The organism is Streptomyces yangpuensis, from assembly GCF_024666385.1.
GTDB lineage: Bacteria > Actinomycetota > Actinomycetes > Streptomycetales > Streptomycetaceae > Streptomyces > Streptomyces yangpuensis.
In genome coordinates, this window is record NZ_CP102514.1 from 6614389 (window position 1) to 6628194 (window position 13806).

At 73.3% G+C, this 13806-nt stretch carries 13 protein-coding genes and 1 pseudogene; 7 read left to right on the top strand and 7 right to left on the bottom strand.

Annotated elements, in window-relative coordinates:
* Position 1 precedes the first annotated feature (1 nt).
* Positions 2-2431 carry an excinuclease ABC subunit UvrA gene (locus NRK68_RS29995; RefSeq protein WP_257857292.1) on the bottom strand — a complete coding sequence of 810 codons (2430 nt, stop codon included), beginning with the start codon at positions 2429-2431 and terminating at the stop codon, positions 2-4.
* Positions 2432-2753: 322 nt separating this feature from the next.
* Between NRK68_RS29995 and NRK68_RS30000 the strand changes: the two genes are divergently transcribed.
* From NRK68_RS30000 to NRK68_RS30010, 3 genes are all read left to right on the top strand, one after another.
* Positions 2754-3446 carry a UdgX family uracil-DNA binding protein gene (locus NRK68_RS30000; protein WP_257857293.1) on the top strand — a complete coding sequence of 231 codons (693 nt, stop codon included), beginning with the start codon at positions 2754-2756 and terminating at the stop codon, positions 3444-3446.
* A 192-nt stretch (positions 3447-3638) separates the two neighbouring features.
* The gene (locus tag NRK68_RS36830; RefSeq protein WP_308296330.1) at positions 3639-3815 is read left to right on the top strand and encodes an SDR family NAD(P)-dependent oxidoreductase; all 177 of its coding nucleotides are present in this window, start codon (positions 3639-3641) and stop codon (positions 3813-3815) included.
* Between the two features lie 9 nt (positions 3816-3824).
* Positions 3825-4322 (top strand): phosphatase domain-containing protein, encoded by a 498-nt coding sequence (locus NRK68_RS30010; protein ID WP_183064161.1) that lies wholly within the window; start codon positions 3825-3827, stop codon positions 4320-4322.
* 153 nt (positions 4323-4475) lie between these two features.
* Here NRK68_RS30010 and NRK68_RS30015 read toward each other — a convergent pair whose 3' ends face one another.
* The gene (locus NRK68_RS30015; RefSeq protein WP_046776659.1) at positions 4476-4691 is read right to left on the bottom strand and encodes a dodecin; all 216 of its coding nucleotides are present in this window, start codon (positions 4689-4691) and stop codon (positions 4476-4478) included.
* 163 nt (positions 4692-4854) lie between these two features.
* On the opposite strand from NRK68_RS30015, the gene NRK68_RS30020 reads away from it, so the two are divergent.
* The 3 genes and pseudogenes from NRK68_RS30020 to NRK68_RS30030 all read left to right on the top strand — a co-directional run.
* Positions 4855-6117, top strand: a complete 1263-nt coding sequence (locus NRK68_RS30020) for an extracellular solute-binding protein (protein ID WP_373024056.1) — start codon at positions 4855-4857, stop codon at positions 6115-6117.
* A gap of 165 nt (positions 6118-6282) precedes the next feature.
* Positions 6283-7116 carry a GNAT family N-acetyltransferase gene (locus NRK68_RS30025; protein WP_257857294.1) on the top strand — a complete coding sequence of 278 codons (834 nt, stop codon included), beginning with the start codon at positions 6283-6285 and terminating at the stop codon, positions 7114-7116.
* Positions 7113-7637: pseudogene (locus NRK68_RS30030) on the top strand (lysophospholipid acyltransferase family protein); the annotation flags it as partial. The gene NRK68_RS30025 and the pseudogene NRK68_RS30030, both read left to right, overlap by 4 nt.
* A gap of 298 nt (positions 7638-7935) precedes the next feature.
* Here the strand turns inward: NRK68_RS30030 and egtD are convergent.
* From egtD to egtA, 4 genes are read right to left on the bottom strand one after another with little or no spacing between them, the layout of a single operon-like run.
* Complete coding sequence (gene egtD / locus NRK68_RS30035) at positions 7936-8910, bottom strand: L-histidine N(alpha)-methyltransferase (RefSeq protein ID WP_257857295.1); 975 nt, start codon at positions 8908-8910, stop codon at positions 7936-7938.
* On the bottom strand, positions 8907-9665 hold the full coding sequence (egtC, locus tag NRK68_RS30040) for an ergothioneine biosynthesis protein EgtC (RefSeq protein WP_257857296.1): 759 nt from the start codon (positions 9663-9665) through the stop codon (positions 8907-8909). The genes egtD and egtC overlap by 4 nt, the downstream gene beginning before the upstream one ends.
* Positions 9665-10969, bottom strand: a complete 1305-nt coding sequence (gene egtB, locus NRK68_RS30045) for an ergothioneine biosynthesis protein EgtB (protein ID WP_030965065.1) — start codon at positions 10967-10969, stop codon at positions 9665-9667. Before egtB ends, egtC begins: the two co-directional genes overlap by 1 nt.
* Positions 10966-12336, bottom strand: coding sequence for an ergothioneine biosynthesis glutamate--cysteine ligase EgtA (gene egtA / locus NRK68_RS30050; RefSeq protein WP_257857297.1), 1371 nt, complete (start codon positions 12334-12336; stop codon positions 10966-10968). The genes egtB and egtA overlap by 4 nt, the downstream gene beginning before the upstream one ends.
* 107 nt (positions 12337-12443) lie before the next feature.
* On the opposite strand from egtA, the gene NRK68_RS30055 reads away from it, so the two are divergent.
* Positions 12444-13298 carry a TIGR02452 family protein gene (locus tag NRK68_RS30055; protein WP_257857298.1) on the top strand — a complete coding sequence of 285 codons (855 nt, stop codon included), beginning with the start codon at positions 12444-12446 and terminating at the stop codon, positions 13296-13298.
* Between the two features lie 33 nt (positions 13299-13331).
* Here the strand turns inward: NRK68_RS30055 and NRK68_RS30060 are convergent, their stop codons facing one another.
* Complete coding sequence (locus tag NRK68_RS30060) at positions 13332-13796, bottom strand: type II toxin-antitoxin system PemK/MazF family toxin (protein ID WP_257857299.1); 465 nt, start codon at positions 13794-13796, stop codon at positions 13332-13334.
* Between the last annotated feature and the right edge of the window lie 10 nt (positions 13797-13806).

Consider the following 13806-nt stretch of genomic DNA (forward strand, 5'->3'; position numbering starts at 1 on the left):
CCTATCCGGCCGCCGCGGGGCCGCTCGCGAGAGCCCGGGCCAGATACGGCGCCGTACGGCTGACCGGCGACCCGGCCACCTCCTCCGGCGTGCCCGCGGCCACGATCCGGCCGCCCTCCGCACCCCCGCCCGGACCCAGGTCGATCACCCAGTCCGCGCCCGCCACCACGTCCATGTCGTGCTCGACGACCACCACCGAGTGCCCGGCGTCCACCAGCCCGTGCAACTGCCGCAGCAGCACCCGCACATCGGCCGGGTGCAGACCCGTCGTCGGCTCGTCCAGCAGGTACAGCGTGTGGTCCCGGCGCACCCGCTGCAGCTCCGTCGCCAGCTTGATCCGCTGCGCCTCCCCGCCCGACAGCTCGGTGGCCGGCTGCCCCAGCCGCAGGTAGCCCAGCCCGATCTCCTCCAGAGCCCGCAGGCTGCGGGCCGCCGCCGGGACGTCCGCGAAGAACCGGGCCGCGGACTCCACCGTCAGCGCCAGCACCTCCGCGATGTCCAGGCCCCGGTACCGGACCTCCAGCGTCTCGGCGTTGTACCGCGCTCCGCCGCAGTCCGGGCACGGCGCGTACGTACTGGGCAGGAACAGCAGCTCCACCGAGACGAAGCCCTCGCCCTGGCACGTCTCGCACCGGCCGCCCGCCACGTTGAAGGAGAACCGGCCCGCCTTCCAGCCGCGCGCCCGCGCCTCCGGAGCCTGTGTGAAGAGCCTTCGCACCACGTCGAACAGCCCCGTATACGTCGCCAGGTTGGACCGGGGCGTCCGGCCGATCGGCTTCTGGTCCACCTCCACGAGCCGCCGTACGGGGAATCCCGGGCCGGCGATCCCCTCGTCCACCTGCCGGGCGAGCACCTGACCCACCAGCGTGGACTTTCCCGACCCGGACACTCCGGTGACCGCGGTGAACACCCCGAGCGGGAACCGTGCGTCGAGATCCCGCAGGTTGTGCCGGTCCACCCCGCTCAGATGCACCTCCCCGGCCGGTGTGCGTACCGTCCGGGCGGGGCCCGCCGGCTCCCGCGGCGCGAACAGGTGCCGGGCCGTCGCCGAGTCCGCGACATCGGCCAGGGCCGCGGGCGGCCCGCTGTGCAGCACCCGCCCGCCGCGCTCGCCGGCCAGCGGCCCCACGTCCACCAGCCAGTCCGCGTGCCGCACCACGTCCAGATGGTGCTCGACGACGAAGACGGTGTTCCCGGCCTCCTTCAGCCGGTCCAGCACGCCGAGCAGCGCCTCGGTGTCGGCCGGATGCAGCCCCGCCGACGGCTCGTCCAGCACGTACACCACTCCGAACAGCCCCGAGCGCAGCTGCGTCGCCAGCCGCAGCCGCTGCAGCTCGCCCGTGGACAGGGTCGGCGCGGTCCGGTCCAGGCTCAGGTAGCCGAGCCCCAGCTCCGTGACGGGCGCGATCCGCGCACGCAGGTCGTCGGCGAGGACCCGTGCCGCCTCACCGTCCGGGGGAGTGGCGGCGAGTACGGCGTCCAGGTCCGTCAGCGCCAGCGCCGCGAGCTCCGCGACGGTCCGCCCGGCGAAGGTGACGGCGAGGGCCTCGGGGCGCAGCCGGCGCCCCTCGCACACCGGGCACGGCGCATCGGCGAGGAACTTCTCGGCGCGCGCCCGCAGGGTCGCGCTCTTGCTGTCGGAGAACGTCCGCATCACGTAGCGGTGGGCGCTCATGTACGTGCCCTGGTACGGCCGTTGGATCCGGTCCGCGTCCCGTACCGGGTGCACGGTGACGACCGGCTGTTCCTCGGTGAACAGGATCCACTCGCGGTCCTTCGCGGGCAGCTCCCGCCACGGCCGGTCCACGTCGTGGCCGAGCGTCTCCAGGATGTCCCGCAGGTTCTTGCCCTGCCAGGCGCCCGGCCAGGCGGCGATCGCGCCCTCGCGGACCGACAGACCCGGGTCGGGGACAAGGAGTTCCTCGCTGGTGCGGTGGATGCGGCCGAGTCCGTGACAGGAAGGGCAGGCGCCCGCGGCGGTGTTGGGTGAGAAGGCGTCCGAATCCAGCCGCGGTGCGCCCGGCGGATACGTGCCGGCCCGGGAGAACAGCATGCGCAGGGAGTTGGACAGCAGGGTCACCGTGCCGACCGAGGAGCGCGAGCCGGGGGAGGAGCGCCGCTGCTCCAGCGAGACCGCCGGCGGCAGACCGGTGACGGAATCCACCTTCGGTGCGCCGACCTGGTGGATCAGACGGCGGGCGTACGGGGCCACCGACTCGAAGTAGCGGCGCTGGGCCTCGGCGTACAGCGTGCCGAAGGCGAGGGAGCTCTTCCCGGAACCGGACACTCCGGTGAACACGGTGAGCGCGTCGCGCGGGATGTCCACGTCCACACCGCGCAGATTGTGCTCGCGGGCGCCGCGCACCCGTACGTAGGGGTCGTGGCCGTGGCCGTGGCCGTGGTCGGTCCGGGGCTCGGTGGACTGGTGCATTCGTCCCACTTTACGGCCCGCCGTGGGCCCTCCTCACGGCCGCAGGCCCGTGATCCGGCCACCTGTTCCTCCGTCCCGTGGATGTGGCCCGTGAAGGCGCCCTCGTGCAGTTCCCGCTCCTTCGGGCTCATCTCCAGGGCCTCGGCCTCCCCGGCCGGGCGTCGCCGGCGTCCCGGCCCGGCGCCCGGCACGGCGACACCGGGCGCCCGTGGGGTGTTTCGGGCCCGGCCGCTCGGGCAGAAGCCGACTGCCGTGCGGTGGGTCGCTCAGGGAACCCACCGAAGAACCTACGAACGGCATCCACGGCTTCAAGGTGGCTGTCATGGACGCGGACGCGTGCGCGGAGGCTGATTCGGCCGCTGACAGCGGTCAGGGGTACGACGCCACGCCCTACCTGCCCTCGCGTGGCGGCCTGCCGGCTCTGCGCCGGGCGGCGGCCGGCTGCCACGGGTGCCCGCTCTTCCTCGATGCGACGCAGACGGTCTTCGGCACGGGCCCGGCCGGGGCCCGGCTGATGCTGGTGGGGGAGCAGCCGGGCGACCAGGAGGACGTGAAGGGGGAGCCCTTTGTCGGCCCGGCGGGGCAGCTGCTGCGCCGGGCGCTTGAGGAGGCCGGGCTGGGGGACGAGAAGGCGTACTTCACCAATGTGGTCAAACACTTCAAGTTCACACCGGCCCCGCGCGGCAAGCGGCGGATCCACAAGTCTCCGAGCCTGCGGGAGATGACCGCCTGCAGGCCCTGGCTGGTGGAGGAACTGAAACGCGTCGCACCCGAGGTGCTGGTGGTGTTGGGAGGCACGGCGGGCAAGGCGTTGCTCGGGTCCTCGTTCCGGGTGGGCGAGCGGCGTGGTGTCCTGTTGCCCATGCCGGACCCCTTCGCTGAGCAGCGCAGAGCTGCTCCTGGCCGGTTGCTGGCCACAGTCCATCCCTCCGCCGTTCTGCGGGCCGACGACCGGGAAGCGGCCTTCGGGGGACTCGTGGCCGACCTGTCCGTGGCCGCCCGGGTGCTGCAGTAGGAGCACGGACGGGCTTCGCGGAATGCGCAGGCACGCCGGATGCGGCCCTCGCGCCGCCTGGTGGCCTAATCCCGCGCGCCGGGTGCCCGGTCCCTGCCCACAGTAGGTCGCACGAGACGCGACGGCGCCCGGCCCCTCTACCCGAGGGCGGGCGGCGTCGGGCGGTGGAACCCAGGAAAGGCAAGGCACAGCATGAACAGCGCGGTACAGGTCGACCTGTCGGGCAAGCAGGCTCTGGTCACCGGCGGGGCCCGGGGCCTGGGCGCCGCCATCGCGCGGCGGCTCGCAGCGGCCGGCGCCTCTGTCCTCGGGCTCGACCGCCTCCGCCTCCGCGACCGCGTCCGGGCCGGTGTCGGTGCGCGGCCCTAGGCTGGCCGGATGAGTGAGAAGCACACCTCGCGGCCGCCGCTGGCCGTCTTCGACATCGACAACACCTTGTCCGACACGGCCCACCGCCAGCACTTCCTGGAGCGCCGCCCCAGGGACTGGGCGGGATTCTTCGGCGCGGCGCCGGCCGATCCGCCGCTCGCCCGTGGGATCGCCCTGGCGGTGGAGAGCTCGGCCGACTGCGAGGTGGTGTATCTGACCGGGCGGCCCGAGCGGTGCCGGGCGGACACGGTGGAGTGGCTCACCCGGCACGGCCTGCCCGAGGGGCGGTTGTGGATGCGCGGCAACCAGGACCGGAGGCCGGCCCGGACGACCAAGCTGGAGGTGCTGGGCCGGATCGCCAGGGGCCGGGAGGTGCGCATGCTCGTGGACGACGACGAGCTGGTCTGCCAGGCCGCGCGGGCGGCCGGTTTCCGGGTCGTCGTCGCCGACTGGGCGGCGGACGCGCCCGAACTCATGTCCGGCCAGGAGGTCGAGGGCCGGACCTGAGCGCTTCGCGACCCGGGCCCGAGCGCACCCGGCACCGGTCCCGTGCGGATCCGGCCCCCGCGCCGCGCGGATCCGGTCCCCGCGCGGATGCGGTTTCCGGGCGGATGTGGCTCCTGACGGTTCCGGGACGGGGGCCCGGTTTCCGCCCCGGTGTCAGTCCTCGCCCTCCAGCCGGAAGCCGACCTTCAGTCCCACCTGGTAGTGGGCGATCTCCCCGTTCTCGAGGTGGCCGCGGATCTGGACCACCTCGAACCAGTCCAGGTTCCGTACGGTCTGGCCCGCCCGGGCGATCCCGTTACGGATGGCCTGATCGATGCCCTCTTGGGAGGTGCCGACGATCTCGGTCACCCGGTACGTGTGGTTGGACATGGAGTCTCCCGACAGTGGGTCGCTTTTGCCTGGTTCTACGGTGCCCCAGTAAGTCCTGCTCCGCGAACTTTGCGCCAACAATCCCGAGCGAAAGACCCTTGACCGGCCTATTGGTCTATGCCAATTTCGAGCCATCTGAGACCGAGCCCCTGAAGGTGACCTCTTGAAGATGCGCTTCCTCGCCGTGTGCACGGCGCTCGCGGCCGCGACCGCCCTGACGGGCTGCAGCCAGTTGGCCGATCAGGCCGCGGGGCGGCAGAAGGTGACGCTGTGGCTGATGAAGGGCAGCGCCTCCGAGGACTTCATCGACAGGTTCACCACGTCGTTCGAGCAGGAGCATCCCGACCTCGATCTGGACGTCAGGATCCAGGAGTGGACGGGCATCGGCGACAAGGTCAACGCCGTCCTGGACGGCACGAGCAAGGAACCCGCCGACGTCATCGAGGTCGGCAACACCCAGGTCGCGCAGTACATCGAGACCGGAGGCCTCTCCGAACTCACCCTCGAAGGACTGCGCGAGTGGGGCAGCCGGGACTGGCTCAAGGGTCTCGCCGAGCCGGGCAGCGTCAACGGCGCCCAGTACGGCGTTCCCTGGTACGCCGCCAACCGCGTGGTCGTCTACAACAAGGACCTCTTCGCGAACGCCGGGATCAAGACCCCGCCCAGGAACCGCCAGGAATGGATCCAGGCCACCCAGAAGCTCGACAAGGGCGACCAGCAGGGCATCTACCTCGCGGGCCAGAACTGGTACGTCCTCGCCGGCTTCGTCTGGGACGAAGGCGGGGAACTCGCCGTCGAGACGGGCGGCAAGTGGGTCGGCACCCTCGACGACGACAAGGCCCTGGCCGGGATGGAGTTCTACAAGCAGCTCCAGGCCCTCGGCGACGGTCCCAAGGCCGCCGACGAGGAGACACCCCCGCAGTCACAGGTCTTCGCCCGCGGCCAGGTCGCCCAGATCATCGCCCCGCCCGGCCAGGCCGCCGAGATCGAGGCGGCCAACCCCGCGCTCAAGGGCAGACTCGGCTTCTTCCCCATCCCCGGCAAGACCTCCGACAAGGCCGGCTCCGTCTTCACCGGCGGCTCCGACCTGATCATCCCGGAGCGGACCGGGCACCGGAAGGGCGCGGTGTCCGTGATCACGGCCCTGGTCAGCGAGAAGTGGCAGACCGAACTCGCCCGCACCATGAGCTACGTACCCAACAAGAGCACCCTCGCCCACCTCGTCGAGGGCAACGAGGGCGCCGCCGCCATGGCCCCCGGCGCCGCCCAGGGCCGGGCCACCCCCGCCTCCGCCCGCTGGGCCGAGGTCGAGGCGAAGAACCCGATCAAGCCCTACATGACGGCCGTGCTCACCGGACAGGACCCCAAGCAGGCCGCGCGGGCGGCCTCCGAGGAGATCGGCCGGGTGCTCAGCTCCGACCGCTGACACCCCCGCCGGCCCCGAAAGGGGACGGGGGCACCGGCGAGTTCGCCGTCCGCACACCCGCGGGCCGCAGAGCGGTCATGTCGAATCCAGCCGGTCACGGAAGAAGTAGAGGAGCCGGGCCGGCACCTGCCGGCCTGGCCATCCGTGTCCGGATCAGGAGCCGCCATGACCATCGCACCCCTGTCCCCGTCCCCCTCCACGGCCCCCGCCCCCGCCACCGCCTCCCCCCTCCTCGCCCCCGCGCCCACCCCCGCCAAGGCCGCCGCCCCCGGGCCCCACTACACCGTGCGCCTCGCCCGTGACGAGAACGAGGTACGGGCCGCCCAGCGCCTGCGCCACCAGGTCTTCGCCGGCGAACTCGGCGCCCGCCTCGACGGCCCCGAGCCCGGCCTCGACGCCGACGCCTTCGACGCCCACTGCGACCACCTCCTCGTCATCGACGAGGAGACCGGACAGGTCGTCGGCACCTACCGGCTGCTGCCCCCGGAGCGCGCCGCCGTCGCGGGCCGCCTGTACTCCGAGGGCGAGTTCGACCTCTCCGCGCTCGCCCCCATCCGCCCCGACCTCGTCGAGGTCGGCCGCTCCTGCGTCCACCCCGACCACCGCAACGGCGCCGTCATCGCCCTCATCTGGGCAGGCCTCGCCCACTACATGGAGCGCACCGGCCACAACTGGCTCGCCGGCTGCTGCTCGATACCCCTCGCCGACGGCGGCGCCCTCGCCGCGGCCACCCGCGAGCGCGCCCTGACCCGCAGCCTGGCACCCGAGGAGTACCGGGTCACCCCGCACATCCCCTGGAACCCCGAAGGCATCGACTTCCCCGCCGGCATGGAACTGCCCCCGCTGCTGCGCGGCTACCTGCGCCTGGGCGCCTGGGTCTGCGGAGAGCCCGCCCTCGACGCCGAGTTCGGCTGCGCCGACCTGTACGTGCTGCTCTCCCTGCGCCGGACCAACCCGCGCTACCTGAAGCACTTCCGCGCGCTCATCCCGGGCGCATGAGCGTCTGGCTGCCCACCTCGCCCTGTACCCCCGTGGCCTGCTCCGGCCACGAGGGGCGCACCGCGAGCGTCCCCCACGCGGTCCTGCGGCTCACCGGCGCCGTCGCCCTGATCCTGCTCGGGATCCTCGGTGCCCCACCGGTCCGGCTGCTGCCGGCCGGCCCCCGGCACGCGGTGGTACGGGCCTGGTCGGCCGCGCTGGTACGCGCCTTCGGCCTGCGGATCACCGTGCACGGCAGCCCGGGCCCGTCCGGCGGCCGCCTGCTCGTCGCCAACCACATCTCCTGGCTCGACATCCCGCTCGTCGCCGCCGTCCTGCCCAGCCGGATGCTCGCCAAGAGCGACATCCGCGCCTGGCCCGTCCTCGGCCGCCTCGCCGCACGGGCCGGAACCCTGTTCATCGAGCGCGACCGGATCCGCGCCCTGCCCGCCACCGTCACCGCGATGACCCGCGCCCTGCTCGCCGGCCACCGGGTCACCGTCTTCCCCGAGGGCTCCACCTGGTGCGGGCGCGCCCGGGGCACCTTCCGCAGGGCCGCCTTCCAGTCCGCGCTGGACGCGCGGGTCCCCGTACAGCCCCTGCACCTGGCGTACCTGCGGGCCGACGGGGAAACGGCCGGGGCACCGGCCTTCGTCGGGGACGACCCGCTGACCGCCTCGCTGTGGCGGATCGCCCGGGCCCGCGGGATACGGGCCGAGGTCACGCTGCTGCCGCGGATCCCGCCGGGCCGGTACACGAACCGGCGGGACCTCGCGGCCGCCGCGCAGCGGGCCGTGACCGACCGCGCGTCGGAGCGGACGACGCGGCCGGCCCGTCCGATCAGCCCACCGGGCCCTCGGCGACCGACAGGGACAGCGCGAAACGGCCCGCCGTGTCCGTCCACCACCGGGTCAGCTCCAGCCCGGCCGCGGCCAGCTCCTTCCGTACGCCCTCCTGACGGAACTTCGCGGACACCTCCGTCAGGATCTCCTCACCCTCCGCGAACGGCACCACCAGGTCCAGGGCCCGGACCTTCACCGTCAGCTCGGACCGGGCCCGCAGCCGCATCTCGATCCACTCCTGCTCCCTGTTCCACACCGCCACGTGCTCGAAGTCGGCGGTGTGGAAGTCGGCGTCCAGCTCCCGGTTGATGACGGCCAGTACGTTCTTGTTGAACTCGGCCGTCACGCCCCGGGCGTCGTCGTACGCCGCCACCAGCACGGCCTCGTCCTTCACCAGGTCCGTGCCCATCAGCAGCGCGTCCCCGGGCGACAGCATCGACCGTACGGCCGCCAGGAACACCGCCCGCTCCGGCGGCAGCAGGTTCCCGATCGTGCCGCCCAGGAACACCACCAGCCGGGGACCGGGGGAGTCCGGCAGCTCCAGCGCCCGCGTGAAGTCGGCCAGCAGGGCGTGCACCCGCAGCCCCGGATGGTCGGCGAGCAGCGCGGTGGCCGCTCCCCGCAGGGCGCTCTCGCTCACGTCCACCGGCACGTACGTATCCAGCGCCGGCATCGCCTCGATCAGATGGCGGGTCTTCTCCGAGGAACCGGAACCCAGCTCCACCAGGGTGCGGGCGCCGCTCACCGCGGCGATCTCCCGCGCCCGCTCCAGCAGGATCTCCCGCTCCGCCCGCGTCGGGTAGTACTCGGGCAGCCGGGTGATCTCCTCGAAGAGTTCACTGCCCCGAGCGTCGTAGAACCACTTGGGCGGCAGCACCTTGGGCGTGTGCGTCAGCCCGTGCAGCACGTCGGCACGCAGGGCGGTCTCCGCCGCGTCCTCGTCGAGGGTCCGGGTCAACTGAAAGCTGGTCACGTGCGGTTCTCCTTGAGCGGGGTCAGACGGACCCGTGTACGGGTGGCGGTCAGCAGGGTCCGGTCGGGCACTTCGCACCACCGGGTGTCGTCGTCGTACGGCTCGGACGCCACCACGGTGCGCCCGCCCCCGGGATCGGTCAGGTACCAGAGGGAATCGCCCCAGGCGGTCGCGGCGATCGCCGCGCCGTCCGTGAGCAGCAGGTTCAGCCGGGAGCCGGGCGCGGCCGAGGACAGCTCCCGCACGGGCTCGGCGAGCGCCGTGCCCAGGTCGTCCCCGGCCCGCAGCCTGCGCCGTACCAGCGCCCAGACCAGCGCCGAATCGGTACGGGCCGCCAGTTGCAGCAGGTCCTTGGGCGGCAGCGCCGCCGCGAGGGGTGCCGCCGACTCCGGCCAGTTGCGCACCGCGCCGTTGTGGCTGAACAGCCACGGCCCGTCCGTGAAGGGTGCGGCCGCGGCCTCGCCGTCGGCCCCGGCGAGCGTGGCGTCCCGTACGGCGGCCAGCACGGCCCCGCTGCGCACCACGCGGGCGAGATCCGTGAAGGTCAGGTCGCCCCAGATCGGCCCGGCGCGACGGTAGCGGGCGGGGACCGGGTCGCCCTCGGCGTACCAGCCGATGCCGAAGCCGTCGGCGTTGACCGTGCCGTGCTGCTGGCGGCGCGGCTCCCAGGACTGGCGCACCAGCGAGTGCTCGGGCTCGCTCAGCAGCCTCCCAAGCGTCACCTCCGGTCCCACATAAGCGAGATGACGGCACATCAGACATCCCTCGCCGTGCGGAAGCCGGAGAAGATCTGCCGCCGCACCGGAAGGTCCCAGTTGCGGAAAGTGCCCCGGCAGGCCACCGGGTCCACCGCGAAGGAACCGCCCCGCAGCACCTTGTGCTCCGGTCCGAAGAACACCTCCGAGTACTCCCGGTAGGGGAAGGCCCGGAAGCCCGGGTACGGCAGGAAGTCGGACGCCGTCCACTCCCACACGTCGCCGATCAGCTGGCGCACCCCGAGCGGGGACGCCCCGGCCGGGTAGCTGCCCGCGCGGGACGGGCGCAGGTGCCGCTGCCCCAGGTTGGCGTGGGCGGGCGTCGGGTCCGCGTCGCCCCACGGGTAGCGGGCCGAGCGGCCGGTCGCGGGATCGAAGCGGGCGGCCTTCTCCCATTCGGTTTCCGTGGGCAGCCGCCGCCCCGCCCAGCGGGCGTAGGCGTCCGCCTCGTACCAACTGACGTGCAGAACCGGTTCTTCATCGGGGACCGGCTCGGTCACTCCGAAGCGGCGGCGCAGCCACTCGCCGCCCTCCCGGTGCCAGAACAGCGGCGCCTCGATCGAGTGCCGGCGGATCTGGTCCCAGCCGGCCGCCGCCCACCAGCGCGGTTCGTGGTAGCCGCCGTCGGCGATGAAGGCACGGTACGCGGCGTTCGTCACCGGCAGCGTGTCCATCCAGAACGCCGTGGTGTCCCGCTGGTGCGCCGGCCGTTCGTTGTCCAGCGACCACGGCTCGGTGGAGGTGCCCATGGTGAACGGGCCCGCAGGTATGAGGACTTCGGGGGCGCCCGGCGGATCGTAGGGAGCGTCCGGCTCCGGCGCGGTCAGCACGGGAGCGCCGCGCCGCAGCTGATGGGTGATCAGCATGGTCTCGTCGTGCTGCTGCTCGTGCTGGGCGATCATCCCGAAGGCGAAGCCGTCGTCCAGGAGCGCACTGCCCTCCAGCGGGGTCTTCTCGAGGAGGTCGAAGACCCGGCCGCGGACCTCGGCGGCGTACCGGCGGGCTTCCTCCGGCCCCAGCAGCGGCAGCTTCGGACGCTCGGCACGCGGGTGCTCGAAGGCGTCGTAGAGGGGGTCGATCTCGGGGTGCATCGACTCGCGTCCGGCGACCCGGCGGAGCAGCCAGAGCTCCTCCTGGTTGCCGATGTGTGCCAGGTCCCAGACCAGCGGGGACATCAGGGGGGAATGCTGGGCGGTGAGGTCGGCGTCGGTCACCGCGTCGGTGAGCGCTGCCGTCCGGGCCCGCGCGGCGGTCAGTGCCGCCGCCGCCCGTTCCCGCAGCCCGGGGTGGGATTCGGTGGTCATCGCAGGGCCTCCTTCCCCTCGGGCCGCAGCTGCGGCGGTTCGTCACCCGGACATCGGCCGCGCAGGACGAAGCGCTCGGTGAACGCGCCGACCGTGTCCCGGACGTGCGTGGTCGCACCGAGCCGGGGCAGGGCCTCCGCAGCCGCCCGGAAGCAGGTCTTGGCGGCCGCCCGTAGTTCGGGATCGGTCAGACCGTGACGGGCGGCGGACCGCCAGAGCGGATTGCGCGGCGCGGGCTGAGCGCCGTAGGCGTCGGCCAGGGCCTTGGTGACCCGGTAAGCGGTCTCGGCGGCCTCCGGGTCGTCGAACAGCGCGTGCACGACGGCCACCGGGACCAGCCAGCCGTCGTCGCCGGGCTGCGCGTCGATCATGCGCAACTCCATGTGGCCGCGCGGCCGCACGGGCGGGAACAGCGTCGTGAGGTGGTAGTCCAGGTCCTCGGCGGTGGGCGCCCGCAGGGCCTGCCCGTCGTCCCCCGCGCGCAGCCAGTCGCGGAAGGTCGTACCGCGCGGGACGTTCCACGCCTCGCCCTCGTACGACCGTACGCACATCACCTCGGTGTCCAGTGCCTGGCGGACCCAGCCGTCCCGCGGCCCCGCGTCCAGCGGCGGGGCGAGGGTGCGCCGGGCGTCCAGGTCGTCCCAGATCCCCTGGCGGGAGCACCGCCAGCCGGCGTACGCCCCCTCGTCCGCGGGGGAGTTGGCGAAGGCGGCGACCAGGACCGCACCGAGCAGGTGGGCGAGGCGCCAGCGCCGGCCGTGGCCGAGCACGCCCGGCTCCTCGTACCCGGCGTCCACGCAGACCTGCACGGAGGCGGAGGCGCACATCATGGCGCGGCCGGCCGGGCCGGTGCGGTCGAAGTAGGCCTCCATCGCGTCGTAGCGCGGGCTGTTGAGCAGCCGGCGGTAGGGGAGGCGGGGATCACGGCCGAGGCCGCGCAGGACCAGTCCCTGCTCGCGCAGGGCGGCGCGGACGGCGGTCAGGTCGTCCTGGAGCCCGTCCACGCAGCCGGTGAGGGAGGTGGCCGGAGCCGAACTGAGTTCGAGCTGTCCCCCCGGTTCGACGGTCACCCGGGAGTGCAGGGGCAGCGCGCGGGCCGCGGCGTGCGCCGCCCGGAGCCGCTCGGGGGTCACGGCCAGTCCGGGCCGCTCGGCGTCCACGACCAGCCATTCGAGTTCGGCACCGAGAAGGCGGGGCGGGCCGGTCTTGAAACAGATCCCGTGGATCAGATGCTCCGCCTGTGTCTCGCTGATCGCGGGGGAGGGCGGGGCGTCACCGGCGGGAGCGGCGGAGGCGGGAGCGTCCGGCGCGGGAGCGTCCGGCGCAGGCGGGGGAATGGGTGGGGGAACGGGTGGGTCGAGGGGCATGACCGGGTCCTCTTCTCCTGTCGTCGGCCGGGACATCACCCGTGCCTACCCTTCCCTCGGGCACAAAATCCTTTGCCGCCGGGAAAGGAGGTGCGCAGGATGGCGGCGTGAGCAGCAGATTGCGCGAGATCGCGCGGGAGAACGCGGAGATCCTGGCGGCCGGGGGGTACCGGACGCGATCGGGACGGCAGGTGTCCCTTGCCGCCGCCCTGGCGGACGCCAAGGCAGGAACTAGAATATATGGGCCAAACCAGGTCATTCCAGGCGAGCGACCCGTGGGTGGGGGGCGTACGACGGTCGTCGAGGTCACGGGGGAGAGCAGCACGGTCGCTGCCCGTAGGCTCGCGGCGGACCCTTCTGCGGAGGAGGGAGTGGGTCCGGCGGGGACGTCGGTGGCGGTCCTGAACTTCGCCTCGGCCCGGAATCCCGGGGGCGGCTACGTCCGCGGTGCCAAGGCGCAGGAGGAGGCCCTGTGCCGCGCCTCCGCCCTGTACGAGACGCTGCTGGAGGCTCGGGAATACTACGAGGTGCACCGTTCGGAAGTCAGCACCTTCTACACCGACCGGGTGATTCACTCGCCCGGGGTGCCGGTTTTCCGTGACGACCGGGGCGAGCTGATGGAGTCGCCGTTCCGGGCCGGTTTCCTGACCTCGCCCGCGCCGAACGCGGGCACGATCCTGCGGCTGGAACCGGAGCGGGCCGCGGAGATCCCGGGGGCGCTGGCCCGGCGCGCGGAGCTGGTCCTGGAGGTGGCGGCGCTGCACGAGTACCGGCAGCTGGTGCTGGGGGCCTGGGGGTGCGGGGTGTTCCGCAACGACCCGGCGGTGGTGGCCGAGGTCTTCCGGGCCCTGCTGGCGACCCGCTTCGCGGGCACCTTCGAGCGAGTGGTCTTCGCGATCCTGGACCCCGACCCCCACCCCCGCCAGGCCTTCGAACGCACCTTCACCACCCCCACCCCCTGACCCTGCCCCGCCGGGCGGCTCGGGCGGGGGCGGTCAGTGCCAGCCGTAGCGTTCGCGGAGGCGGTCGACCACCAGAGCGAAGCGTCCCCGGTCCAGCGCGCAGGCCTCGCGCCGCATCCCCGACTCGTGGACCCGCAGTACGCGGTCGACGCCCACCCACGACTCCCGGCCCGCGCTGTCCCACGGGCCCGTCCCGATCGGCACCCATTCGCGGTCGTGATCGTGCCGCTTGCTGGACAGCTGTACCGCGAGCAGCGTCCGGCCCCCCGGCTCGCGGGCGACGACCAGCACCGGACGGTCCTTGCCGCGGCCGTCGTTCTCCTCGAAGGGGACCCAGGTCCACACGATCTCGCCGGGGTCCGGGTCGCCGTCGGGATCGGGCGCGTACTCGGTCCGCACCGGGCCGATCGTGCGTGGATCGGCCTGCGTGGTCGCGGTGTCGCCGTCGCGGCCCGGTTGCCCGGTGCAGTCGCTGCTGTGCTGCGAAAGTGCCGTCATTGGCGGGAGA